This window comes from Streptomyces sp. TRD_SC_5, assembly GCF_056836825.1.
Genome location: NZ_JBWZZS010000001.1, coordinates 2,837,084 through 2,859,895 on the forward strand (window position 1 = coordinate 2,837,084; position 22,812 = coordinate 2,859,895).

The window sequence follows — 22,812 nt, forward strand, 5'->3', positions numbered from 1 at the left end:
GGCCATAGCAGGCCGGTCGGCCAGGTTCCCCTGCCATCGACGTATCGGTCGCGGAAGAGCGGAATGCTGGCTTCCGGGGCGAGTTCGCTTCTCAACCGCGTTCACGCAGAGGCCGAATTCGAGCACTGTCGGTCATTCCGCCGCTTCCCCGTGACCCCCAGGTTTAGCGTCCTTCCCCAGGTGACCGACTCCCCACCGCCGCTCCTCCCCGGAACGGCAGTCGGAAACCCCGCCGAGAGTCCGGCGGCGGCCCGTTCCCCTGTGCGGGCCGCCGCCGGATGCGAGCGGCTCGACGTACAGCGACGTACGACGTCGTACAGGACGGAAGGACGTGGACGCCCTCGTGGCCACGCACCGAAAGCCCAAGCAGCGCACGCTCACCGGCAATACCGCCCGCACCGCCGTCACCTTCGCGCTCGCCGGAGCGGCGAGCGCAACCGCGTTCGACGGCCTCGGGCACGCGGAGCCCGCCCTCACCCCCGCTCAGGTGAAGGCGAAGGTCGACCAGCTGTACCACGAGGCGGAGATCGCCACCGAGAAGTACAACGGCGTGAAGGAGAAGGCGAGGGGCGCCGACGAGTCGCTGAACGAGCTGCGCGACGAGGCAGCCCGCAGGACGGGACGTCTCAACACGGCGCGCAACGCGCTCGGTTCGCTCGCCACGGCGCAGTACCGCACCGGCGCCGTCGACCCGGCGGTGCAGCTCGCGCTGACTTCCGACCCGGACCAGTACCTGGAACGCGCCGCGATCGCCGACCGCGCCGGCGACCGGCAGGCCGCGGCGGTGTCCGGGTTACGGCAGCAGATCGGCGAGATCGCGCAGCTGAGGGAGGAGGCGGGCGACCGGCTGGCCGAACTCAAGTCTCATCAGAAGGACTTGCGCAAGCACAAGTCGAAGATCCAGGACAAGATCGGCACGGCCGAGAACCTCCTGTCCCGCCTCACGGCGGAGCAGCGCGCACAGTACGCACAGCAGGACGGCCACGGAGCCTCGCCCGCGGCCGCCCGCCGAGCCGACGGGGGCAGCCGCTCCGACCGGGAGGCGCCACGCGGCGGCCCGGCGCAGGCAGCGCCCAACTCCCGTGCGGGGCAGGCCGTTTCCTTCGCGTACGGAGCAATCGGCAAGCCGTACGTCTGGGGCGCCACGGGGCCGTCCGCCTTCGACTGCTCGGGCCTGACACAGGCGGCCTGGAAGGCGGCGGGCGTCTCGCTCCCGCGTACGACGTACACGCAGATCAACGCCGGACGTCGCGTCTCACGCTCGGAGCTGGCCCCCGGGGACCTGATCTTCTTCTACTCCGGCATCAGCCATGTGGGCCTCTACATCGGCAACGGCCAGATGATCCACGCACCACGCCCCGGCGCGCCGGTCCGGGTGGCCCCGATCGACCAGATGCCGTTCGCGGGGGCGACGAGGCCGGCGTAGGAACTCACGGCGGCATAGGTTCAGTTCCGACACGGTGTTGGACGGCGGTGCGTCGCAGTCGCCGCCGGTTACGTCGGCGGACCCCGGCGCCGGGGCGGGCGTACCGATGCTGCAAGAGCCCAGGGGGAGCACGGCCCGCCCGCACGCAGCGCGGGACGTTGGGGTCCCGTTGCGGACCTCCAACTCCGTCCCCAGCGGGCTGCGGTACCCATGACCGGACTCCAGATCCACGAGGTGGCAGCTTGCGGACGCCCTGAGGAGCTTCCAGGTGCAGTGCGCGTCCACAAGCTGTTCAACGCCGGGGCGGCCCCAGCACAGCCGCATCGTGCATGGTCTGCGCGAGCCGGACGGCGGGTGCCAGGCCGGTGGGCCATGTCACGGATCCGGAGTCGCTCACGAAGTGGATCACCGCAGCCTCTGGTGACGGTGCGGTGCGGTGCGGTGCCGCTGGAGACGGTGCGACAAGTCGGCTTCGAAAGGCCTGGACGGGGTATGCGGCGTACATGGAGCAGGTGCGTGCACGCAAGGCCGCGCGGCATACAGCGCACGCCGTACGCCATGTGTGCATGCACCTGCACACGCACGTGCACACACCACGACCGTGAACGGAGGGGCCGACATGCCGGGCATCATCAACCGGATCAAGCAGTACGCACGCAGCCCGCAGGGGCGCCGGACGATCGCGCAGGCCCGCACAGCGGCTTCCGACCCCCGGAGGCGCAGCCAGGCGAGGCAGCTGCTGGGGCGGCTGCGGGGCCGGAGGCACTGAGGGCAGGGCGGGGCGGGGCGGGGCGCCGGGTAGGGGCTTCTGCCCCGCTCCAGCACCGCCCCCCGCCCCCGCCCCAGCTCACTCGCTGTCTGTTTGTGTTTGTGTTTGTGTTCCTGCTTCTGTGTCCGCGTCTGCCGTGACCACCCAGTCGACGAGCTGGATGATCACACCGTTGGGGTCAGTGACCTGGAAGAGGCGCTCACCCCAGGGCTCCTCGCGCAGCTCCATGCTGATCTCCACGCCCGCGTTCTTCAGGCGCTCGTACTCCGCGGGAAGGTCGTCGACGGTAAACGCGACGATGACACCGGCGGCACGCTGGTCCCGAAACCCCTCGGGCAACACCTCGATTCCCCGCCGCAGGAAGATCACGCCAGGCGCGTCCTCCCGCTCCAACGACGCGAACCCATCGGCCGCCATGGCCTCCTCGAACCCGAAGTGAGTGGTGAGGAAGCCGGCAGAAGCGGTTACGTCGTCGACGGTCAGCGATATGGCGGCAGCGGTGATCTTCACGTGTCCTCCGGGGAGTTGGTACGGAGGGCAAACATTAGCGGGGGTAACTACAGGAGGGCGTTCTCACCCGAACAGCACGCTTCTGGGGGTTTCGGGCCGTCCCGAGCGCTCGAGTGTCGGTGGGCCGGGGCGCCGCGTCAAGGGCGCTCCCTACGGTCGCGTCGCCTGCGGCGATTTCGCTTCGCTCCACCCTTGACCCACCACCCCGTCCCACCGCTAACGCTCAACAGGGGACGGCCCAAGAAAAATGCCCTGCACGACAACTGGGATACGGGCGCAGGTGGGTTCGGTGGCTTTCGGGTTGGTGGGTGGGGCGCGGTCGGTCTATGGGGTGGTGCGGCCCCAGTCTCAGCGGATGCGGCGACGGCCGTTGGTTCACCATCCCCAAACCAGACGCACACGAACACCCAGGTGGGGTGGACGGCCGACCGTCCGGGCCGACCTGCGGACTCATGGGTGCGCGGGTGGGGCGCGACAGTTGAATGGGGCGACTCGGGCCGGTTCGGCGTCCACCCCGCCCGGTGACCGGTCGAGCTACAAGCACGGGGCCGGGCTTGGTGGGTGGAAGGGAACCCAGGGGCGAGTCGTCGGTCCAGACCGTGGCCCCTTCCCGGGCCGGATGCCACACCAGCGACGCGGAATGCGCCTCGGGTGTTCCTATGTCCGAGCCGACATCCGGTGAGACCGCCAGTTGTCGGCTGGAAGTTCCGCTCGGCCCGGGCAATGACTCAGGTCGCTTACGGGATTCGGCACGGACGTCCGTTGTTGGTGAGCTGCGGTCGCCCGATGCGACGAACTCGACACTTGGCGAATCTGGGCGCCCCTCATACAACACCTGTCACAGGCGTTGCGCTTTCCAGCGTCACGGGAGCGTTTCGACCCATATTCGTGGCGGCGGGACCGATCGGAGGCTGCTGCTGGGGCGGTTGGCTCCATTGGTGTGACTGGGGAGCGTGGTGGGGAGGGCCGCGCCGCTTGCGGGTGGGGGCGGCAACGCGGGGTGGTTCGAGAGCAATTGCCTTGAGGCGGCCGACGCCGATGTGCAACGGTGCGCCCATGTCGAACGACCGTCGTACCCCGCTCCCCAAGTCCGTCGAGGAGGCCATCGCCGCCGAACAGGCAGCCGGCCGCCGGCCCGGCCATCAGCAGCGCCCGCGCCTTCGCTACCTCTACTTCTGGGGCCACCGTCCCACCCCCGGCTCCGCCGCCGGCCCCGGCTGCCTCAGTCAGTGGTGGCCCGTCGAATTCACCGAGGACGGTCACACCTACCGCTCCGCCGAGCACTACATGATGGCGTACAAGGCCCGGCTGTTCGGTGATGCCGAAACCGCCGCCAAGATCCTGCGGGCCAAGTCCCCCGGCGAGGCGAAGACCCTCGGCCGCCAGGTCGCCGGCTTCGACGAGGGGACCTGGCGTGAGCACCGGTACGGAATCGTCGTACGCGGCAGCATCGCCAAGTTCCGTCAGCACCACGCCCTCCTCCAGTACCTCCTCGCCACCCGCGACCGCGTCCTCGTCGAAGCCAGCCCGCTCGACGCGATCTGGGGCATCGGCCTCACGGCCGACGATGCCCGCGCCACGTCACCCTCAACGTGGCGCGGACTCAATCTGCTCGGCTTCGCTCTGATGGATGCCCGCGAGGCGTTCGCCGGCGAAAGGGAATGAACGGGAGCGGTCACGAGGTCGTGCTCGCGCGCCTCGCCGGGAACCCATGCACCCGCGCCGCAAGCACAACCCCCAGCACCGGCACCAGCAGCACCAAGATGCTCCAAGGAAACGAAGAAGAGCCGAAACGGTCCAGGAGTACGCCGCCGACCAGTCCACCACCCGCCATCGCCGCGTTCCACAGGGTCACCAGCATGGCCTGCACCGCATCCGCCGACTCGCCCGCCGCGTCACCCGCAGCGGTCTGCAGCAGCGTCGGGGCGCCGCCCCACCCGAGCCCCCACAGCGTCACCGCGACGTACACCATGGCCGGACTGTCGGCCCGTACCGCCAGAATCGCGGCCGCCACGCCGAACAGCACGACGCTCCCGATGGTCAGCGCCCGCAGCCGGCGGTTGATCCGAGCGCCCACGGCCCAGATGCTCACCAGCGACGCGGCCCCGAAGACCAGCAGCACGAGGTCCGTCGAGTCGCCCATGCCGAGGCGGTCCAGGAACGCGGCGATGAAGGTGTAGAGGATGGTGTGCGCCAGTACGAAGACCAGCGTGACGAACAGGACCGGCGTGACGCCGGGGATGCGCAGAGCCCGCAGAACCGGAGCCCGGCGGCCGTCCTCCCGCCGCTGCCCGGGATAGTCCGGAACCGTCGCAGTGATCCACGCGAGCAGGGCCACCGTCAGCCCGGTCATGAGCAGGAACGCCACCTGCCAGCCCATCGCCTTGCCCAGGAAGGTCCCCGCGGGCACCCCCAGCGACAGCGCCACCGGAATGCCCGCCATGGCGATCGCGATCGCTTTGCCCTGCAGGTGTACGGGCGCCATGCGGCGGGCGTAACCGGCGAGCAGCGCCCAGGCCAGGCCCGCCGCCACTCCGGCGACGAACCGGGCCACCATGGTCAGGGAGTAGTTCTCCGAGAGCGCGGTGACCGTGTTGGCCGCGGCGAATCCCGTCATCGCCGTGAGCAGCAGCCGCTTGCGCCGCCACCCTGCGGTGGCGGCGGTCAGGGGGATCGCAGTGAGCGCGGTACCGATCGCGTAGATCGTCACCGTCTGACCGGTCGCGGACTCGCTGACCCCCAGGTCCGCGCTCATCGCGGGCAGCAGACCGGCGGGCAGGGTCTCGGTGAGGCTGGTGATGAAGACGGCCGTGGCAAGTGCCAGCAGGGCGGGCAGCGGCAGCAGCTTGCGATTCTTGCTCTCGAATTCGGCTTCGGGGCGGGTGAGTTCAGTGGTGTGGTGTGTCATGCGCGTTATGGTCGAACCCTCACATTGATGTGAGGGTCAACTCGACGAGACGGACGACAGGCGTGAGGTGGGTCACATGCGCATCGGTGAGCTGTCGGAGCGCACCAACACACCCCGGCGACTGCTCCGCTACTACGAGGAGCAGGGGCTCATCGCCGCCGACCGTTCCCCCAACGGCTACCGCGAGTACGACGAACGCTTCGTCGACCGGGTCATGCAGATCAGAGGCCTGCTCGACGCCGGGCTGCCCACCCGGATCATCAAACAGATCCTCCCCTGTCTCGACAAGCCCCGCATCATCCACTTCCCCGACGCGACACCGGAGATGCTCGCGACTCTGCAACGCGAACGCGACCGGATGACCGAACGCATCGAGTGCCTCACCCGCAACAGGGATGCCATGGAGGAGTACCTCGACGCGGTGAGCGGCACCAAGGCGTCGTAACCGTCACACCAGCCGGCGTGCCGTGGCCCATCGCGTCAGCTCGTGCCGGTTCGAGAGCTGCAGCTTGCGCAGTACCGCCGACACGTGCGACTCCACCGTCTTCACCGAGATGAAGAGCTGCTTCGCGATCTCCTTGTACGCGTAACCCCGCGCGATAAGCCGCAGCACCTCCCGCTCCCGCTGCGTGAGCCGGTCCAGGTCCTCGTCCACCGGCGGCGCGTCCGTCGACGCGAACGCGTCCAGCACGAAGCCCGCGAGCCGGGGCGAGAACACCGCGTCGCCGTCCTGCACACGGAAGACCGAGTCGACCAGGTCCGTGCCCGTGATCGTCTTGGTCACGTAACCGCGCGCGCCGCCCCGGATCACACCGATCACGTCCTCCGCCGCGTCCGACACCGACAGCGCCAGGAACCGCACCGGGTTCTCCGCCGCCCCCATCAGCGGCGCGCACCGGCGCAGGACTTCGACGCCTCCGCCGCCCGGCAGGTGGACGTCGAGCAGGACCACCTCGGGGCGGGTCGCCGTGATGACCGTGACCGCCTGGTCGACGTCGGCGGCCTCACCGACCACCTCGACGCCGGTCGTCTCGGTCTGCCCGATCTCCGCCTGCACTCCCGTACGGAACATCCGGTGGTCGTCCACCAGCACCACCCGTACCCTGCGTGCCACGCTGCTGCCCTCGGTCGTGGTCGTCTCGGTCATGCGTCCGCCGCCCTCTCCATCTCAAGCTCGACTTCCGTGCCCCCGTCGGGCGCGGAACGCAGCCTCGCCGTGCCGCCGTTGCGCTGCATACGGCCGATGATCGATTCTCGTACGCCCATACGGTCACCCGGCACCGCGTCCAGATCGAACCCCGGCCCCCGGTCCCGTACGGAAACGAAGACCGTCCGGCCCTCGACCTCCGCGTAGACCTGCACCGCCCCGCCCTCGCCACCGTACTTGGCGGCGTTCACCATTGCCTCGCGTGCGGCCTGCATCTGTGCCACCAGCTTGTCGTCGAGCGGGCAGTCGCCGACCACCACGACCTCCAGCGGTACGCCGTGCTTGTCCTCGACCTCCGCCGCCGCCCGCTTGACCGCCTCCGCGAGGGTGGCCGGTTCCTCGGACTCGTCCTTGCCGTTGCCCTCCGGCTTGTAGAGCCAGTTGCGCAGCTCCCGCTCCTGGGCGCGGGCGAGGCGCCGCACCTCTCCCGGATCCTCCGCGTTGCGCTGGATCAGCGTCAGGGTGTGCAGCACCGAGTCGTGCACATGCGCGGCGACTTCGGCGCGTTCCTGGGCGCGGATGCGCATCAGGCGCTCCTCGGACAGGTCCTGGGTCATACGGACCAGCCAGGGCCCGGCCAGGAGCGCTATGCCGGTGATGACCGCGAGCGCCGCCGTCAGTACGTTGCCGAGCTGCGCCGCGGATCCCCGTACCACCAGGAACGCCGTGAGCCCCACGCCGACCAGCGCCACCCCCGCCAGGCCGCGCGCGAGTTGCAGCATCCGGCGGCGGCGGGGCGTCTCCGTCCAGTGGGCGCGGCGCGCGTTGTCCGCCTGACGCCATACGAGTACGACGCCGAGGCCGATCAGCAGGGCCGGCCAGACGTACCGCCCGGCCTGGCCGCCCACCTCGACGTTGGTGACGAAGGTGACGGCGCCGACGAGCACCGCGAAGAGCGCGAAGACCTGGCCCTTGTCGGGCTTGCGCAGCTTGCGGCGCCCGTCGGGTGTGGTCTCGAAGGCCGAGCGCGGCGCGTCCACGCCGCCCACGCCGAGCGGCACCACGAACCAGAAGACGGCGTACAGCAGCGCGCCCAGGCCGTCCGAGAGGAAGAGCCCGAGGAAGACGATCCGTACCCAGACGACCGGCAGTCCGAGATGACCCGCGAGCCCGCGCGCGACTCCTCCGAGCATCCGTCCCTCGGCGCTGCGGTACAGCTTGCGCGGCTGCGGCTCCTCCGGTTCGGGGGCACGGGAGCTCGCGGCTCGGCGGGGCGTGGCGACTGGCATGCCCCGATGGTCACATGTACGGGTGAGGCCGGGCATCAGGGTCGGTCCCTTAAATACCCCTGACCTCGGGACTGCCCTCGGCGTGACCTCGGGACTGTCCTCGGGGTCGAAATCAGGGATCGTCCAGGGTCGGGGCGGGTGCCGATGCGCCGGACCGCCCCTCACCATGGACGTATGACACAGCCGTACGACGCTGCCGCCCCCCCGGGGGCCGCCGAAGAACCGCAGTCGCCGCAGCCGGGCCTGCGCCGCAGCAAGCGGCAGAAGATGGTGGGCGGCGTGTGCGGCGGGCTCGGTCGGCACTACGACCTCGACCCGGTGATCTTCCGCATCGGCCTCGGCGTCCTGGCCGTCACGGGCGGTCTCGGCCTGATCTTCTACGGCTTCGCCTGGCTCTTCGTCCCCCTCGAGGGCGAGGACGAGAACGAGGCCCGCCGGCTGCTGACGGGGCGGGTCGACGGCGCCACCCTCATCGCCGTGCTCTTCGCCCTCGTCGGCTGCGGCCTCTTCCTCTCGATGCTGAACAACGGCAGCGTCCTCGGCTTCGCCGTGCTGCTCTCGATCGCCCTCACCGGCGCCACCTACTGGTCCCAGCGCCGCCGCCTCGTCGACCCCGAGACCGGCCCGGTCGACCCGGTGACCGCGCAGGCGGCCGCCGTCGCGCCGCCCGAGACCCAGGCGCCGCCCGTGCCCGGCGCGCCCTCATGGTGGCGGGACCCGATCATCAAGGACGGCACGACGGGCCCGGTGGGCACCGGTTATTTGTGGGGACCCGAGAACGCGGTCGTCGACGAGGCACCGGACCGGGCCCCCGGCGCGGCCCCCGCCCCCGGCCTGCCCCGTCCACAGCGGCGCGACCCGGGGGCCACGCGCGGGCCGCGCGGCATCGGCGGCCGGGTGTTCCTGCTGGCCGTGCTCGCGGCCGGGCTCGGCACCGGCCTGTCGTGGGACAGGCAACCGCTCGGTACGAGCCTGCAGATCGGCCTGTCCTGCGCCCTCGCCGTCTTCGGGCTCGGGATCGCGGTGAGCGCCTTCCGCGGACGTACGGGCGTCGGCACGATCCTGCTCACCGTGATCACGGCGTTGATGCTGGCCGGCGCCTCCGCGCTGCCCAAGCAGATCTCCACGGACTGGATGCGTACGAACTGGAAGCCCGCCTCGGCCTCGGACGTACGGCCCGCGTACGAGCTCGGGTCGGGCGTCGGCACGCTGGACCTCAGCGCCCTGCGCATCCCCGCCGGCTCGTCGGTGGCCACCCGCGCCGAGGTCGGCGCCGGGCAGCTCAAGGTCGTCGTACCGAAGGACGTGACGGTGGAACTGCGCATGAAGGTGGGGGTCGGCGACATCCAGCTGCCGGGGGAGCGGCGACAGGACTTCGACGTCCGGACGGGTCAGGACCGGAGCCGGACGCTGATGCCGCCGAAGCCGCCGGCACCCCCGACGCAGCCGCCGATGCCGCCCACTCCGCCGGAGCCGCCGCAGGGCAGTAAGCCCGCCGGAACGCTTGAGCTGCATCTGGAAGTCGGCGTCGGACAGGTGGAGGTGGCCCGTGCCGCGAAGTGACACGCACGAGTTCAAGCCCGGCAAGCTGATCAGCGGCCTCGTCGTGCTGGGCACGGCCGCGGCGTACACGGCAGACGCCACGGGCGCATGGCAGATCCCGGCCTACATCGCGCTCCCGGTCGTCTTCTTCGGGCTGCTGCTCGCGGGCGCGGCGAGCTGGGTGACCTACAGCGTGCGCCGACGGCGCGCCGCGAGGGCGGCGTCGACGGAGAAGTACGCCGCGCCCGCCAGCACCAACGGCAACCAGGCCATGAGGTAGATCAGGTCGTTGCCGTAGTAGTACGGATCCGACGCCCAGCTCACTGTCAGCCACAGGCTCAGCGAGATCAGCGCACCGCCGAGCGCGGCGAGGCGCGCCAGGAGGCCGATCAGCGTGCCGATGCCGACGGCGAGTTCACCGAAGCCGATGGCGTAGCCGAAGCCCTCGGGGCTCTTGAGCGCGAGATCGACGAGGGCGGGGACGGCCGAGGTGTCGCGCACGCCGCGCATCATCTCGCCGACCGAGCCGCTGCCGCTCGCGGACATGAACTGGGTGTCCGTGAGCTTGTCGAGGCCGGCGTAGATGAAGGTCACGCCCAGGAAGATCCGCAGGGGCAGGAGCGAGTAGCGGCGGGCCGTGCCCCGCAGGCCGTCACGTCCGTGCGGCCCGTCACCCATGCCCCGGCCTCGGCCCATGCCCGTGCCCGTCATGCCGCCGTTGCCGTTGCCGCCGGTCCGATACCCGTGACTCATCGTGTGGTCCCGCCTCTCCGAAGCGTCAGCGCCGCCCGTACGGCGCGGGCACGATTCTCCCCGCGCCCCTGGAAGAGGGATACGTATGCAGCGGCGATCGGGCTCAAACGGCGGGCCGCGCGTGCCGCTCAGTCGGTGACGTCGATCGTCACCCGGTCGGTCTCCACGCCCGCCGCCGTCACCACCCGCACATCGACGCGCCCCGGCTCGACCTCCACCGGTACAGGCACGGTCAGCACCGTGTCCGTCGGGTTGGCGAAACCGCCGGGCACCGGGATCAGCGGCACATGGACGTGCACCGTCCCGATCCGTACGACCATCCGGGCCAGCCGGTCGGGAGTCCCCGCGCCCGGCGGTACGAAGCCCGCGCCGCGGATCTCGATGTCGTCGCCGGTACGGATGGGCGCGTCCAGATCGCCCGCCTCCCTTGCCCGTACGACGGACAGGACCACCGGACGGCCGCCCTCCGCGAACTTCCCCGCGAAGTACGTCGCCGCCGAGACCGCCACCAGCAGGGCCAGGCCCCACGGCAGATCGGGCAGCTGCTCGGGCCGGCGGGCGAGACGTACCGCCGCGAAGACGACCGCGACCGCGTTCACCAGGACGTACTGGACGTCGGCGAAGCTGCCGCGGCCCGCGTCGTCGGTGAGCAGATCGGCGGCGCGGGGGCGGTCGGCCCGTACCTTCTGCAGACGCTGAGACAGAACGCGGACGGTCACCACGTGGCGTACGACGACGGCGATGGCGCAGGTCAGCGCGAGGACGGTCAGCATGCCGAGGCCACGGGCGAGTTCGAGGCCGGCGATGAGCGCGTCGCGGTCGGCGTGGTCGGAGGCGCCGGCCAGCTGGATCGCGATCACCAGGACCGCGAAGACGATCAGCAGCACCCAGCCCGCGGCGACGGCGCGCGAGGTGGAGAGCCGGTTGTCCTCGCCGATGAGGGGCGCGAGGAGGCCGCCGCGCGCCCGGTGCGTGCGCGCCGCGCCGGTCAGCAGGGCGGCGGTGACGAGAGCGGCGACGAGCCCGGCAGTGCGGGCGGCGGTCCAGCCGGCGCCGATGGCGGTGAAGGCCTGCGCGAGCAGGAGCACGATCACCCCGCCCCACACCACGAACAGCGTGCTGCGCCACACCATGCCGAGCCACGCCTCGCCCGCTTCGCGACTGCGCTCGGCGACCGCGCGGGCCGACTGGGTCAGCTCGTCCGACACCCACTGGCGCGAGGCGCCGGCGGAGTGCGCGACGGCGGCGGGCAGGCCCTGGCCCGCTGCCAGGCCGTCGCGCTTGGTGAGGAACGCGGCGACGGCGCGGCGGTGGCCCTCACGCGCGCCGTGCGGGCAGTCGCCGCACGTGCATCCGCCACTGTGCGTGCTCTGTCTTGCCTCTTGCACAGCCACGGAACTTGCCGCCCTCTCGAACCCGCTGAAGGGAACTTCCCTCCGGTGTAAGGGAATTGTGCCGTACGGAGGGAGGCCCGCGCTCCACCCGAAAGAGTGCTAGGCGAGCAGCTCCGGCTCGGCGCGGCTGATCCGGTGCCACAGCGGCTGGTGGTTGATCCACGCGACGAGGTCGCTGCCCAGTTGGTCCCGCGTGGCGACCGCGTCCTTGTGGTCGATCAGTACGGGCCGCCCCGCCGCCCGTGCGGCGAGCTGCACCTGGCAGCAGCGCTCCATCGCGATGAACCACCAGGCCGCCGCGTCCACCGAGTCCCCGACGGTCAGCAGCCCGTGATTGCGCAGGATGACGGCCTTGTGCGACCCGAGCGCGCCCGCGATCCACCGGCCTTCCGCCTCGTCCACGGAGACGCCGGTGTACGCGTCGTACAGAGCGTGATCCTCGTAGAAGGCGCAGGCCTCCTGGGTGATCGGGTCGAGCAGCTCGCCCAGCGCGGACAGCGCGCGGCCGTGGACGGAGTGGGTGTGCGCGACGGCGACGACGTCGGGCCTGGCCCGGTGGACCTGTGCGTGGACCATGAACGCCGCCTGGTTGACGTGGCGGCGGCCCTCGACGACCTGCCCGTCGCCGTTGACGAGGATCAGGTCGCTCACGGTCATGTCGGCGAAGGCGAGCCCGAAGGGGTTCACCCAGAAGCAGTCGGCGTACTGGGGGTCGCGCGCGGTGATGTGCCCCGAGACGCCTTCCTCGTACCCGTACTGCCCGAAAAGCCTGAGCGCGGCGGCCAGCCGTTCCTTGCGGTACTGGCGTTCCTCGGCGGCGGTCGCGTGGGTGGGCGGCATCGCGAACTGCAGCTGGTCGAGGGGTACGGGCGCCGGTATCTCGTTCATGGAGCGGAAGCTACCGCGCGGTACGGCAGGTGAACAGGGGTGTCTGCCGCTTATTGCGCAGGGTCTACAGCTCGTCGATCGCGGCCAGGTCGATGTCGACGGAGAAGGGAACCGACAGCTTCAGGTGGTCGTGGTGGATGCCCACAAGGCCGTACGCCTTGGTGGCGGGGTCGAGTTCGTAGACGTACACGACGGGACGACCGTCGTCGCCGCGCTCCACTCGCCAGAAGTGGACGATGCCTCCCTGGGCGTAGATCTGCGGCTTGCGCTCACGGTCGCGCTTCTCGGAGTCGGGGGACACCACCTCCACGGCGAGGAGCACGTCCTTGGCCCGGTAGTGCGTCTCCTCCGAGTCGGTCACCGCTGCGGCGCGGATCACCGACACATCGGGCTCGGGGCCCTGCCTCTTGTCGACGACGACGGTCATCTCCCGCCGCACCCGGAGATCCTTCGGGACTGTCGCCCGCAGGCCTGGGACCAACAGGTCCATCGCCAGAGAGTGGAAACTCCTCTGCGGACTCACGAAAACCAGGCTCCCGTCGATCAGCTCGGTGTGCGGCGGGAGGTCGGGCAGCGTCAGCAGGTCGTCCACGGTGTAGCCGTCCTGCGGCGGCACCGGCCACGAGATCTCGGTGGGCAGCGGCTCAGCGGTCATGGTTTCCTCCCATGGACGGGATTCTCGGGCCTGCGGCCAGCGTACCGAGCGGGTACGACAATGCCGCCGCCCAAACGAATGAGCGACGGCATCGTCGTTGACCCTGCGACCAGGGTTACTGGGTTACTCCCACTCGATCGTCCCCGGGGGCTTGCTCGTCACGTCGAGCACCACCCGGTTCACGTCCGCGACCTCGTTGGTGATGCGGGTCGAGATCTTCGCCAGTACGTCGTACGGCATCCGCGTCCAGTCCGCCGTCATCGCGTCCTCGGACGAGACCGGGCGCAGCACGATCGGGTGGCCGTACGTCCGGCCGTCACCCTGGACGCCCACGGACCGTACGTCCGCGAGCAGGACCACCGGGCACTGCCAGATGTCGCGGTCGAGACCGGCGGCCGTCAGCTCCTCGCGGGCGATCGCGTCGGCGTCGCGCAGCAGGTCGAGGCGCTCCTTGGTGACCTCGCCGACGATACGGATGCCGAGGCCGGGGCCGGGGAACGGCTGGCGCTGGACGATCTCCTCCGGGAGGCCGAGCTCCTGGCCGACCATCCGGACCTCGTCCTTGAACAGCTGGCGCAGCGGCTCGACGAGCTCGAACTCGATGTCGTCGGGGAGGCCGCCGACATTGTGGTGGGACTTGATGTTCGCGGTGCCGGTGCCGCCGCCGGACTCGACCACGTCCGGGTAGAGCGTGCCCTGCACGAGGAACGCGACGTCCTCGCCCTCCGCGCCGGCCTCGGCGACGATCTCCGCCTGGGCCTGCTCGAAGACGCGGATGAACTCGCGGCCGATGATCTTCCGCTTCTCCTCGGGGTCGGACACCCCGGCGAGCGCGTTCAGGAAGCGCTCCTGCGCGTCGACGACCTTCAGCTGTACGCCGGTGGCCGCGACGAAGTCCTTCTCGACCTGCTCGGTCTCACCCTTGCGCATCAGACCGTGGTCGACGTACACGCAGGTCAGCTGGTCGCCGATGGCCTTCTGCACGAGCGCTGCCGCGACCGCCGAGTCCACGCCGCCGGACAGGCCGCAGATGGCGCGCTTGGTGCCGACCTGCGCGCGGATCGCGGCGATCTGCTCCTCGACGACGTTGTGCGTGGTCCAGTCGGGCTCGATGCCGGCGCCGCGGTAGAGGAAGTGCTCCAGGACCTGCTGGCCGTGCGTGGAGTGCATGACCTCGGGGTGGTACTGCACGCCGTACAGCTTCTTCGCGTCGTTCTCGAAGGCGGCGACCGGCACGACGTCCGTGGACGCGGTGACGGTGAAGCCCTCGGGCGCGGCGGAACAGGCGTCGCCGTGCGACATCCACACCGACTGCTCGACCGGGGTGCCCTCGAAGAGCGTCGAGCCGGCCTTGGAGACCGCGAGAGGGGTACGCCCGTACTCGCGCGCACCGTTGTCGTCGACGGCGCCGCCGAGCGTCGTGGCCATCAGCTGGAAGCCGTAGCACATGCCGAAGACGGGGACACCGGCCTCGAAGATCTCGCGGTCGAGGGTCGGGGCGCCCTCGGCGTACACGGAGGACGGGCCGCCGGAGAGGATGATCGCCTTGGGGTTCTTGGCCAGCATCTCCGCCACCGGCATGGTGCTGGGGACGATCTCGCTGTAGACGCGGGCCTCACGGACACGGCGGGCGATGAGCTGGGCGTACTGCGCGCCGAAGTCGACAACGAGGACGGCGTCGGGGGCGGCGGGGGGCACTGCTGGCACGGGGCGGCCTTCCGGCGGTGAAGGGTGTCGGGACTGTCAATTCTAACGGGGACGCGACATTCCCCTTGTCTCACCATACGAACCGGGCATCGGTCCGCCCGCCGACGGCAGGCATACTGAATCCATGCACAAGCAGCAGAGCTTCCTCTTTACCTATGGCACCCGGTCCGACCGGTGCCATGGTCGAGCTGCTTGAGCTACTGACAAGCGACTTCACAGGCGCCCCGGGCCGACAAGGCCCGGGGCGTTCTGTCATTTCCGGGCCGGGCCGCCCCGGGGGCCGTACCCCTTCCCATTGCAGGAGTTACGGACATGAGCACCAGCACCAGCACCCCGACCGACACCGCCACCGCCCCCGCCACCGAGAAGACCGGCGCCCGTACCGACGAGGCCGCGAGCCTCATCGGCAATGCCCGGGAGCGCATCGACTCGCTCGACGACAGGATCATCGGTCTGATCCAGGAACGGATGGCCGTGTCGGCCGTCATCCAGGAGGCCCGCATCACCTCGGGCGGGCGCCGCGTGAACCTGTCGCGCGAGATGGAGGTGCTCGGCCACTACAGGGACGCTCTCGGGAAGCCGGGCACGGCGCTCGCGATGACGATGCTGGAGCTGTGCCGGGGCCGTATCTGAGTTCGGGCCCGTCCTCACCCGTACGGCGCGTGACCGGGTCCCACGGGGCTTCGTTGGTCCCGGTGTCCGCACCAGCCAGGGGCGGGCGCGCAGGAAAGAACCACGCGTGGCTCCGCCGGGGCGTGCGGCGTACTGCAAGTGCGTCGTGGGACCTCGCCCCGGCGCGCGTGACCGGTCGGCAGGGGACAGCAGCCCGGTCACCCAAGCCGGTCGGTTCCGGGGACGCCCGGAACCGACCGGCCGTGCCCCCTCTTCCTCCCCCTCCCCCTCCCCCTCCCCCTCCCCCGGATCTTGTCGAAACTGTTGCGCGGTTCATGGCCCAGCCGCACGATGCAAAGGCAGCCCCCGTACGCCGGGCGGTCGCTGCCATCGGTCCACGCCACCCGAGCGCCCCTTGTGCGCCGGGTAGGCCACCGGCGCACGGACCAGCGGCGCACCCCCCGGCGCCGCCCCGCGGCACCGGCGCTGCCCTGACGCCGGTGCTGACGGCCTGGGGCCCCGCGGATCTCCCCCGTCCGCGGGGCCCTTCGCTTGTGCGCGGACGGAGTGCGGGAGGGGCGAATGGTGCGTGTGATGCACGCCACATGAAAAACCCATGAGTTTCTGGGCAACCCTTTACGCCGGTCACAGGTCATCCATGCGAACCAACGGCCACCCGTGCACCCCCAACCACGGCGGCCCTCACATCTCGTGCCGCCACCGCGCGGCACGCCAGACTTTCTGAGGTCTACATGAAGCTTCGCCGTGCCATGGCGATTGCGGCCGCGACGGCCGTCATAGCTCCTGCCGCTTTCCTGGCCGCGCCGGCCGCGTACGCCGATGGTGACCCGGCAGCCACCACGCAGACCGAGACGACGACCGACCCGGACGGCGACACGGACCCGGGCGAGGCCACCGACCCCGGTGCGACCGACCCGGCCCCGGAGACGGACCCGGCCGAGGAGCCCGACCCGGCCGACGCCGACCCGGCCGACGAGGACCCGACGGACCCGGTCGACGAGACCGACCCGGTGACCGACCCGACCGACCCGGACCCGACGAACGAGGACCCGGCGACGGACCCCGAGGGCGAGACGGACCCGGCGACCGACCCCGACGGCGAGACCGACCCGGCCACGGACCCGGCCACCGACCCCGACGGCGAGACCGACCCGGACGGCGAGAAGGACCCGGGCGAGGACGAGGACCCGGGCACCGACCCCGGTGAGGAGGACCCCTCCACCGACCCCGGCGAAGAGCCGGTCATCTGCGAGTCCTCCGACCTCGAGCTCGAGGTCAAGGGCCTGCCGGGCAAGATCGCCGCAGGCAGCGGCTGGCGCGAGTTCAGCCTGAACGTCTACAACTCGTCCGAGACGACCGTCTCGCAGATCGACTACTTCGCCGGCGCGTCCTTCGACAAGGACGGCATGGAGCTCCTCAAGTCCAACCACGTCTCGCTCCAGGCCTTCAACGACGAGACCAAGAACTGGGAAAACCTCGTCGCCCCGGACGGCAGCGTCGTCGGTTACGTCGGCCAGTCCGACGAGATCAAGCCGGGCTACGAGGTCGACATCCCGATGCGGATCAACGTGAAGGCCGAGGCGCCGGCCGGCGCCGCCTTCACCCTCGGCGCCGGTCTCTACATCGGTGACGAGGACTGCTTCGGCTTCGCCGACGTCGCTTACCGGTTCGAGATCGTCAAGGCCGGCACCGACACCGACGGCACCAAGCCCCAGGAGGGCGGCAAGGCCCCGGTCCCGAGCGAGAAGCCGACCGAGAACACGGCCCCGGCCGTGACCGGCAGCCTCGCCGAGACCGGTTCCTCGTCCGCGATGCCGATGTTCGCCCTCGCGGGTGGCGCGGCTGTCGCGCTCGGCGTCGGTGCGATGTTCGTCGTACGCCGCCGTCAGGCCGGTTCCGAGGCCTGACACACGGCCTGGACATCGGCACGACCGAATGACCCGGTGACACACCGGTAGAGCCGGCAAGAGGGGCTGCACTCGGAGGGGGGTGCAGCCCCTTTTGCCTGCCCGTATTACTTACTTCTTCGGCGGGACCGCCGGTATGCCGAGGAACGGCAGCCTCAGTGCGCCGAAGGCCTCCTTCGGCACCGCCGGCGCCTTCGGTTCGATCGCCGCGAGGCGCTCGTACGCCGCGTCCTGCGCCGGGCGCACGTCCGGCTCGCCCTTGTTGGGCCAGTACGACATGGCACGCTCGGCCTGCGCGGTGATCGTCAGCGACGGGTTGACGCCCAGGTTGGCGGAGACCGCCGAGCCGTCCACGACCGAGATGCCCGGGTGTCCGTACAACCGGTGGTACGGGTCGATGACGCCCTGCTCCGGCGAGGCCCCGATCGGGCAGCCGCCCAGGAAGTGCGCGGTCAGCGGCGTACCCATGAGCTCGCCGATGTTGCTGCCCGCGAAACCGTTGATCTCGTCGGCGAGGATCGTCGCGGCGCGCGCCGCCTCGGGGATCTGCTTCGGGTTGGGCGCGCCGTGGCCCTGGCGGGCGGTGAGCAGGCCCTTCCCGATGCCGCCCGGCTTGCGGTATGTCGTCAGGGAGTTGTCCAGCGACTGCATGACCAGGCCGATGATGGTCTTCTCCGACCAACGGTGGTTGGAGAGCGAGCGTGCCGTCAGCAGCGGGTGCCTGGCGACGTTGCCGAGCCAGCCCAGTGCGCGAGGGAACTTCTCGGCGTACGGCACCTGGATGATGGACATCGAGCCCATCGCGTTGGATCCCTTGCCGTAACGGACGGGCTCGATGTGGGTGTTTGCGTTGGGGTGGATCGAGGACGTGATGGCGACGCCCCGCGTGAAGTCGGCCTTCTTCGCGCCGGTTTTCGCGCCGTGCTTCTTGCGGTAGCGGCGGTCGGTGGTCTGCGAGCCGACCAGGGCCTCGGAGTTGGTGCGGGTCAGCTCGCCGAGCTTCGCGGAGATCCGGGGCAGGTCCCCGCGGTCCTTCATCGTGTGCAGGAGCGTCTGCGTGCCGTACGTACCGGCGGCTACGACGACCTGGCGGGCGCGCAGGGTGCGGGGCTTGGCCTTGCGGCGGGCGTCGGTCGGGACGGTGGCGACGCGGTAGCCGCCGTCCGGGTGGTCGGTGAGGCCGACGACGGAGGTCATGGGGTGGACGGCCGCGCCGGCCTTCTCGGCCAGGTAGAGGTAGTTCTCGTTGAGGGTGTTCTTCGCGCCGTGCCGGCAGCCTGTCATGCACTCGCCGCACTCGGTGCATGCCTTGCGGGACGGGCCCGCGCCGCCGAAGTAGGGGTCGGGAACTTCCGCTCCGGGCCCGGCCGTTGAATCACCGTCGGCGTCTTTCCCGTCGCCGTAGAAGACGCCGACCGGCGCCATGTGGAATGTGTCGCCCACTCCCATGGCCTCGGCGGTCGCCTTCAGGTGTACGTCGGACGGCGTCATGGTCGGGTTCAGCCGCACCCCGAGCATGCGCTTGGCCTGGTCGTAGTACGGCGCGAGTTCATCCTGCCAGTCGGTGATGTCCGCCCACTGCTGGTCCTGGAAGAAGGGAGCGGGCGGCACGTACAGCGTGTTGGCGTAGTTGAGGGAGCCGCCTCCCACTCCCGCGCCCGCCAGCACCATGACGTTCCCGAGCAGGTGCACGCGCTGGATGCCGAAGAGGCCGAGCGCGGGTGCCCACAGGTAGTTCTTGATGTCCCAGGAGGTCTTGGGCAGGGTCTCGCGGGTGAAGCGGCGGCCCGCTTCCAGGACGCCGACCCGGTAGCCCTTCTCCGTCAGGCGCAGCGCGGAAACGGACCCGCCGAAGCCGGACCCGACGACGATGACGTCGTAGTCGTACGCGGAGTCGTACGCGGAATCTGCCTCAGCTTCCTGGCTGCGGACAGAGCTCTCCTGTGGCATTGGCGCTCCTCGTTAAAAACCTGGGATCGGCAGAATCAGCGGAAACGCAGGACCTTCAGCGCCTTCAGGCTCGTGCTCATGAACGCCGCGTACTTCTCGTCGTCCATGCCGAAGGACGGGGCCATCGGGATCAGCCGCTGGTGGGCGACGGTCTGGGCCTCGGTGTACTTGAGGATGCCTTCGGAGCCGTGCCGGCGGCCGAGCCCGGAGTCCTTCATACCGCCCATGGGCGCCTGGACGCTGCCGTACGCCGGGGCGTAGCCCTCGTTGATGTTGACCGTGCCGGTGCGCAGGCGGGCGGCGATCGCGTGGCCGCGCTTGCCGTTCTTGGTCCACACGCTCGAATTGAGTCCGTACGCCGTGGCGTTGGCCTGCGCCACCACCTCGTCCTCGTCGGTGAAGCGGTAGATGGAGACGACCGGGCCGAAGGTCTCCTCCGTGCACACGGCCATCGGCGCCTCGACGCCGTCCAGGATGGTCGGCTCGAAGAAGAGCGGGCCGATGTCGGGGCGGGCGACGCCGCCCGCGACGAGCGTGGCGCCCTTGGCGACGGCCTCTTCGACGTGGCGCTTGACGTTCTCCAGCTGGCGTTCGCCGACGAGCGAGCCCATGTCGGCGCCGTACGCGAGGGACGTGCCGAGGCGCATCGCCTTCGTACGGGCGGCGAACCGGGCCACGAAGTCGTCGGCGATCGACTCGTGGACGTACAGCCGCTCGATGGAGATGCACAGCTGTCCGGCGGAGGAGAAGCAGGCGCGGACGGCGCCCGCCGCGGCCTTCTCGACGTCGGCGTCCTCCAGGACCAGCATGGCGTTCTTGCCACCGAGTTCGAGCGATACGCCGATGAGGCGGGCGGCGGCGCCCTGGGCGACCTCGCGGCCCGTACGGGTCGAGCCGGTGAAGGACACGTAGTCGGCGTGCTTGACGACCTCGGGGCCGACGACCGGGCCCTCTCCGAGGACGACCTGGAAGACCTCGGCGGGCAGACCGGCCTCGACGAGGAGGTCACGGGCCCACAGGGCGGTCAGCGCGGTCTCGGTGTCGGGCTTCATCACGACGGCGTTGCCGGAGGCGAAGGCGGGCAGCGCGTCGCCGATCGACAGCTCGAACGGGTAGTTCCAGGGCGCGATCTGGCCGACGACACCGCGCGGCTGGCGCAGCTCGGTGACCTTCGTCAGGGTCGGGATCGCGCCGGTGCGCCGCCTGGGCTTGAGGTACGACGCGGCCTTGCGGCCGTAGTGGCGGGCGGCTATGGCGACGGCCTGGACCTCCTCGTGCGCGTGGAGACGGGCCTTGCCCGTCTCCAGCTGTATGAGGTCGAGCACCTCGGCCTGGCGCTCCAGCACCAGGTCGTGGAAGCGCAGGAGGATCGCGGCGCGCTGCCGTACGGGTATGGCGGCCCAGACGGGCTGGGCGGCGCGCGCCCGCGCGAAGGCGGTGGCGACGTCCTCGGGGGTGGACTCGGGCAGGTCGGCCAGCTTCTCGCCGGTGAAGGGCGTGTGGTTCGCCGTGCGGCCGGAACCGATCACGTCACGCGTGAGCTGGGCGACCACCTCGGGGGTGACCACGTCGGCCGCCGTGCGCGCACCTGCGGGGGCGGCGGCGAGGGGGTTCGTACCGAGGGCGGCTGCGGGGGCCTGCGAGTCCGTCATGAGGGCGAGAGTAAGCCTCCCGCGAGCCTTTTGGTACCCGTCGGTAACGCCTTTTCACGGGGCCCTCACCACCGCGCCAGTGTTCACTGGCAAATAAGCCCTGATCAGGGGCTTGTGCCCGCGATTTATGTTCTAGCCGCGGACGAAGGAGTCGAGGGCGGTGTCGAAGTGCCGCTTGCCGTCCCCCTGCCTGCTGACCGGCGCCGAGACCCACACGCCGTACATCAGGCCGCCCTCCTCCCAGCTCAGGTCGTACGTGTGCCGGTCCTCGTCGCCCGGCTCGAAGCCGTCCCGGACGAACTCCCACAGCGCGGCGGCCAGCCCGTTGTGCGTGGTCCGGGTGACCTTGCCGGCGCGGTAGCCGGGGTGGGTGTCCGGGCCCTTCGCGTGCGCCCGACGCATCGCGCCGAGGGGGCCGTCCGACACGGGGCTCTGCTGGCGTACGCCGATCCTGATGCTCTTGTCCGGCGACATGTACGAGACCCGGCCGTTGTCGGCCGAGCGGTCGTACCCCTCGGGGACGGCGAGCGCGAAGCCCGCCGGGTCGCTCACCCTGCGGTAGCCGGGCGGCGCCGTGCGGCCGGGGCCGGCCGTGCCGGTCGGGGCGTGCTCTCCACCGCCGGGACGCGTCGACACGGTCGAGGTGACCGTGCGGGTGGGCGCCGTGTCCGTACGCCCGCCGCCCCGGCTGTCGCCTTCGCCGTCACCGTCGCGCAGGAAGAGCGTCGCCGTCGCCGCGCCCGCCCCGGCCATCACGGCGACGAGCACGCTCGCGACGAGCGCGCCCCGCACGCCGCCGGATCTGGACCGCGCCGCAGTGAGGGCGAGGGGGACGTGCGGCTGTGTGGCCCGGCCGGCCGCCGCGGCCTCGGGGGCGATGCCGGTCGCGAGAAACGCGAGCAGCAGCCGCTCCGCCTCGGCCGCGCCGAGCCTGCGCTCGGGATCGCGCTCCAGAAGGCGTTGTACGACGGGGAGCAGCGGGCCGGCGGCGGCGGGCGGTGTGATCGGGTCGTGCATGACGGCGCACAGGACGCCGCCGAGCGAGTCGCGGTGGAAGGGGGATTCGCCGCTCACGGCCGTGCACAGCAGTACGCCGAGCGACCACAGGTCGGAGGCCGGGCCCGCTGGACCGCCCTCCATCCGCTCGGGCGCGGTGTACTCGGGAGAGCCGACGAAAGACCCGGGGTCGGTGATCGTCGTACCGCCGTCGAGCCGGGCGATCCCGAAGTCGGTGAGGACGACGCGGCCGCTGCCCGCCTCCAGCAGGACGTTGTCGGGCTTGAGGTCACGGTGCAGTACTCCGCACGCATGGGCCGTGCTCAGCGCGCCGACCAGCGCGAGACCGATCCGCGCGGCCTCGCGGACGCCGACCGGGCCGTCGGCGGCGATCCGCTCCTGGAGCGTATCTCCGTCGATCCGCTCCATGATGATGTACGAGAGTTCGGTGCCGGGGTCCTCGACGATGTCGTGGACGACGATCACATGCGGGTGGACCAGCTGGGCCACGGCCCTGGCCTCGCGCCGCGCACGCTCGCTCCGCAGGTGCGCGTCGGCGGTGGGCAGGCCTGGTTCGTCGCCGCCGAAGTGGAGTTCCTTGACGGCGACCTGCCGGCCGAGCAGCTCGTCGGTCGCCTGCCATACGGTGCCCATGCCGCCGCGGCCCAGCCGTTCGCCGAGGCGGT

The 22,812-nt window shown here is 70.8% G+C and carries 20 protein-coding genes; 8 read left to right on the top strand and 12 right to left on the bottom strand.

The genetic code is table 11. The features are described 5' to 3' along the window. Nucleotides 1-331 precede the first annotated feature (331 nt). Both AC1P0E_RS13010 and AC1P0E_RS13015 read left to right on the top strand, forming a co-directional pair. Entirely contained in the window at nt 332-1,426 is a 1,095-nt protein-coding gene (locus AC1P0E_RS13010; RefSeq protein ID WP_482742345.1) for a C40 family peptidase, read from the top strand. A 619-nt stretch (nt 1,427-2,045) separates the two neighbouring features. Next, nucleotides 2,046-2,195, top strand: a complete 150-nt coding sequence (locus tag AC1P0E_RS13015; RefSeq protein ID WP_482742346.1) for a hypothetical protein — start codon at nt 2,046-2,048, stop codon at nt 2,193-2,195. A 78-nt stretch (nt 2,196-2,273) separates the two neighbouring features. Here AC1P0E_RS13015 and AC1P0E_RS13020 read toward each other — a convergent pair whose 3' ends face one another. Further along, nucleotides 2,274-2,705, bottom strand: a complete 432-nt coding sequence (locus tag AC1P0E_RS13020) for a VOC family protein (RefSeq protein WP_482742347.1) — start codon at nt 2,703-2,705, stop codon at nt 2,274-2,276. A 1,056-nt stretch (nt 2,706-3,761) separates the two neighbouring features. Here AC1P0E_RS13020 and AC1P0E_RS13025 point away from each other — a divergent pair. Continuing rightward, nucleotides 3,762-4,370, top strand: coding sequence for an NADAR family protein (locus AC1P0E_RS13025; protein ID WP_482742348.1), 609 nt, complete (start codon nt 3,762-3,764; stop codon nt 4,368-4,370). 10 nt (nt 4,371-4,380) lie between these two features. Here the strand turns inward: AC1P0E_RS13025 and AC1P0E_RS13030 are convergent, their stop codons facing one another. After that, a complete protein-coding gene (locus tag AC1P0E_RS13030) occupies nt 4,381-5,613 on the bottom strand; it encodes an MFS transporter (RefSeq protein WP_482742349.1) in 1,233 nt (410 codons plus the stop codon). Between the two features lie 76 nt (nt 5,614-5,689). On the opposite strand from AC1P0E_RS13030, the gene AC1P0E_RS13035 reads away from it, so the two are divergent. Beyond that, entirely contained in the window at nt 5,690-6,058 is a 369-nt protein-coding gene (locus tag AC1P0E_RS13035; RefSeq protein ID WP_482742350.1) for a MerR family transcriptional regulator, read from the top strand. Between the two features lie 3 nt (nt 6,059-6,061). Here AC1P0E_RS13035 and AC1P0E_RS13040 read toward each other — a convergent pair whose 3' ends face one another. Together AC1P0E_RS13040 and AC1P0E_RS13045 are read right to left on the bottom strand one after the other, a co-directional pair. Then, entirely contained in the window at nt 6,062-6,760 is a 699-nt protein-coding gene (locus AC1P0E_RS13040; RefSeq protein ID WP_482742351.1) for a LuxR C-terminal-related transcriptional regulator, read from the bottom strand. After that, on the bottom strand, nt 6,757-8,049 hold the full coding sequence (locus AC1P0E_RS13045) for a PspC domain-containing protein (RefSeq protein WP_482742352.1): 1,293 nt from the start codon (nt 8,047-8,049) through the stop codon (nt 6,757-6,759). Before AC1P0E_RS13045 ends, AC1P0E_RS13040 begins: the two co-directional genes overlap by 4 nt. Before the next feature lie 174 nt (nt 8,050-8,223). On the opposite strand from AC1P0E_RS13045, the gene AC1P0E_RS13050 reads away from it, so the two are divergent. Further along, complete coding sequence (locus tag AC1P0E_RS13050) at nt 8,224-9,612, top strand: PspC domain-containing protein (RefSeq protein ID WP_482742353.1); 1,389 nt, start codon at nt 8,224-8,226, stop codon at nt 9,610-9,612. Next, nucleotides 9,599-9,871: a hypothetical protein gene (locus tag AC1P0E_RS13055; RefSeq protein WP_482742354.1), complete on the top strand. Its 273-nt coding sequence runs from the start codon at nt 9,599-9,601 to the stop codon at nt 9,869-9,871. Before AC1P0E_RS13050 ends, AC1P0E_RS13055 begins: the two co-directional genes overlap by 14 nt. Here the strand turns inward: AC1P0E_RS13055 and AC1P0E_RS13060 are convergent. The 5 genes from AC1P0E_RS13060 to guaA all read right to left on the bottom strand — a co-directional run bounded on the left by AC1P0E_RS13060 (nt 9,778) and on the right by guaA (nt 14,988). Then, nucleotides 9,778-10,269: a DoxX family protein gene (locus tag AC1P0E_RS13060; RefSeq protein ID WP_482745741.1), complete on the bottom strand. Its 492-nt coding sequence runs from the start codon at nt 10,267-10,269 to the stop codon at nt 9,778-9,780. The two genes, AC1P0E_RS13055 and AC1P0E_RS13060, sit on opposite strands and share 94 nt — an antisense overlap. Before the next feature lie 203 nt (nt 10,270-10,472). Then, a complete protein-coding gene (locus AC1P0E_RS13065) occupies nt 10,473-11,738 on the bottom strand; it encodes a hypothetical protein (RefSeq protein ID WP_482742355.1) in 1,266 nt (421 codons plus the stop codon). Nucleotides 11,739-11,837: 99 nt separating this feature from the next. Further along, a complete protein-coding gene (locus tag AC1P0E_RS13070; RefSeq protein WP_482742356.1) occupies nt 11,838-12,626 on the bottom strand; it encodes a class II aldolase/adducin family protein in 789 nt (262 codons plus the stop codon). 64 nt (nt 12,627-12,690) lie between these two features. Then, nucleotides 12,691-13,281, bottom strand: coding sequence for a Uma2 family endonuclease (locus AC1P0E_RS13075; RefSeq protein ID WP_482742357.1), 591 nt, complete (start codon nt 13,279-13,281; stop codon nt 12,691-12,693). Between the two features lie 123 nt (nt 13,282-13,404). Beyond that, nucleotides 13,405-14,988 carry a glutamine-hydrolyzing GMP synthase gene (gene guaA / locus AC1P0E_RS13080; protein ID WP_482742358.1) on the bottom strand — a complete coding sequence of 528 codons (1,584 nt, stop codon included), beginning with the start codon at nt 14,986-14,988 and terminating at the stop codon, nt 13,405-13,407. Between the two features lie 312 nt (nt 14,989-15,300). On the opposite strand from guaA, the gene AC1P0E_RS13085 reads away from it, so the two are divergent. Beyond that, nucleotides 15,301-15,621: a chorismate mutase gene (locus AC1P0E_RS13085; protein ID WP_482742359.1), complete on the top strand. Its 321-nt coding sequence runs from the start codon at nt 15,301-15,303 to the stop codon at nt 15,619-15,621. A gap of 731 nt (nt 15,622-16,352) precedes the next feature. After that, nucleotides 16,353-17,528 carry an LAETG motif-containing sortase-dependent surface protein gene (locus AC1P0E_RS13090; protein ID WP_482742360.1) on the top strand — a complete coding sequence of 392 codons (1,176 nt, stop codon included), beginning with the start codon at nt 16,353-16,355 and terminating at the stop codon, nt 17,526-17,528. A gap of 111 nt (nt 17,529-17,639) precedes the next feature. On the opposite strand, the gene AC1P0E_RS13095 is transcribed toward AC1P0E_RS13090, so the two are convergent. The 3 genes from AC1P0E_RS13095 to AC1P0E_RS13105 all read right to left on the bottom strand — a co-directional run bounded on the left by AC1P0E_RS13095 (nt 17,640) and on the right by AC1P0E_RS13105 (nt 22,780). Beyond that, nucleotides 17,640-19,478 carry a GMC oxidoreductase gene (locus AC1P0E_RS13095; protein WP_482742361.1) on the bottom strand — a complete coding sequence of 613 codons (1,839 nt, stop codon included), beginning with the start codon at nt 19,476-19,478 and terminating at the stop codon, nt 17,640-17,642. A 35-nt stretch (nt 19,479-19,513) separates the two neighbouring features. Then, nucleotides 19,514-21,130, bottom strand: a complete 1,617-nt coding sequence (locus AC1P0E_RS13100; protein WP_482742362.1) for a succinic semialdehyde dehydrogenase — start codon at nt 21,128-21,130, stop codon at nt 19,514-19,516. A 132-nt stretch (nt 21,131-21,262) separates the two neighbouring features. Beyond that, nucleotides 21,263-22,780, bottom strand: coding sequence for a serine/threonine-protein kinase (locus AC1P0E_RS13105; protein WP_482745742.1), 1,518 nt, complete (start codon nt 22,778-22,780; stop codon nt 21,263-21,265). Between the last annotated feature and the right edge of the window lie 32 nt (nt 22,781-22,812).

What these genes read in the sequence shown, in the direction of transcription:
- AC1P0E_RS13060 (WP_482745741.1), bottom strand. Translation starts at nt 10,269, where the DNA reads ATGGGTGACGGGCCGCACGGACGTGACGGCCTGCGGGGCACGGCCCGC.
- AC1P0E_RS13035 (WP_482742350.1), top strand. Translation starts at nt 5,690, where the DNA reads ATGCGCATCGGTGAGCTGTCGGAGCGCACCAACACACCCCGGCGACTG.
- AC1P0E_RS13070 (WP_482742356.1), bottom strand. Translation starts at nt 12,626, where the DNA reads ATGAACGAGATACCGGCGCCCGTACCCCTCGACCAGCTGCAGTTCGCG.
- AC1P0E_RS13050 (WP_482742353.1), top strand. Translation starts at nt 8,224, where the DNA reads ATGACACAGCCGTACGACGCTGCCGCCCCCCCGGGGGCCGCCGAAGAA.
- AC1P0E_RS13090 (WP_482742360.1), top strand. Translation starts at nt 16,353, where the DNA reads ATGAAGCTTCGCCGTGCCATGGCGATTGCGGCCGCGACGGCCGTCATA.
- AC1P0E_RS13040 (WP_482742351.1), bottom strand. Translation starts at nt 6,760, where the DNA reads ATGACCGAGACGACCACGACCGAGGGCAGCAGCGTGGCACGCAGGGTA.
- AC1P0E_RS13075 (WP_482742357.1), bottom strand. Translation starts at nt 13,281, where the DNA reads ATGACCGCTGAGCCGCTGCCCACCGAGATCTCGTGGCCGGTGCCGCCG.
- AC1P0E_RS13045 (WP_482742352.1), bottom strand. Translation starts at nt 8,049, where the DNA reads ATGCCAGTCGCCACGCCCCGCCGAGCCGCGAGCTCCCGTGCCCCCGAA.
- AC1P0E_RS13025 (WP_482742348.1), top strand. Translation starts at nt 3,762, where the DNA reads ATGTCGAACGACCGTCGTACCCCGCTCCCCAAGTCCGTCGAGGAGGCC.
- AC1P0E_RS13095 (WP_482742361.1), bottom strand. Translation starts at nt 19,478, where the DNA reads ATGCCACAGGAGAGCTCTGTCCGCAGCCAGGAAGCTGAGGCAGATTCC.
- AC1P0E_RS13100 (WP_482742362.1), bottom strand. Translation starts at nt 21,130, where the DNA reads ATGACGGACTCGCAGGCCCCCGCAGCCGCCCTCGGTACGAACCCCCTC.
- AC1P0E_RS13015 (WP_482742346.1), top strand. Translation starts at nt 2,046, where the DNA reads ATGCCGGGCATCATCAACCGGATCAAGCAGTACGCACGCAGCCCGCAG.
- AC1P0E_RS13030 (WP_482742349.1), bottom strand. Translation starts at nt 5,613, where the DNA reads ATGACACACCACACCACTGAACTCACCCGCCCCGAAGCCGAATTCGAG.
- AC1P0E_RS13105 (WP_482745742.1), bottom strand. Translation starts at nt 22,780, where the DNA reads ATGGGCACCGTATGGCAGGCGACCGACGAGCTGCTCGGCCGGCAGGTC.
- AC1P0E_RS13085 (WP_482742359.1), top strand. Translation starts at nt 15,301, where the DNA reads ATGAGCACCAGCACCAGCACCCCGACCGACACCGCCACCGCCCCCGCC.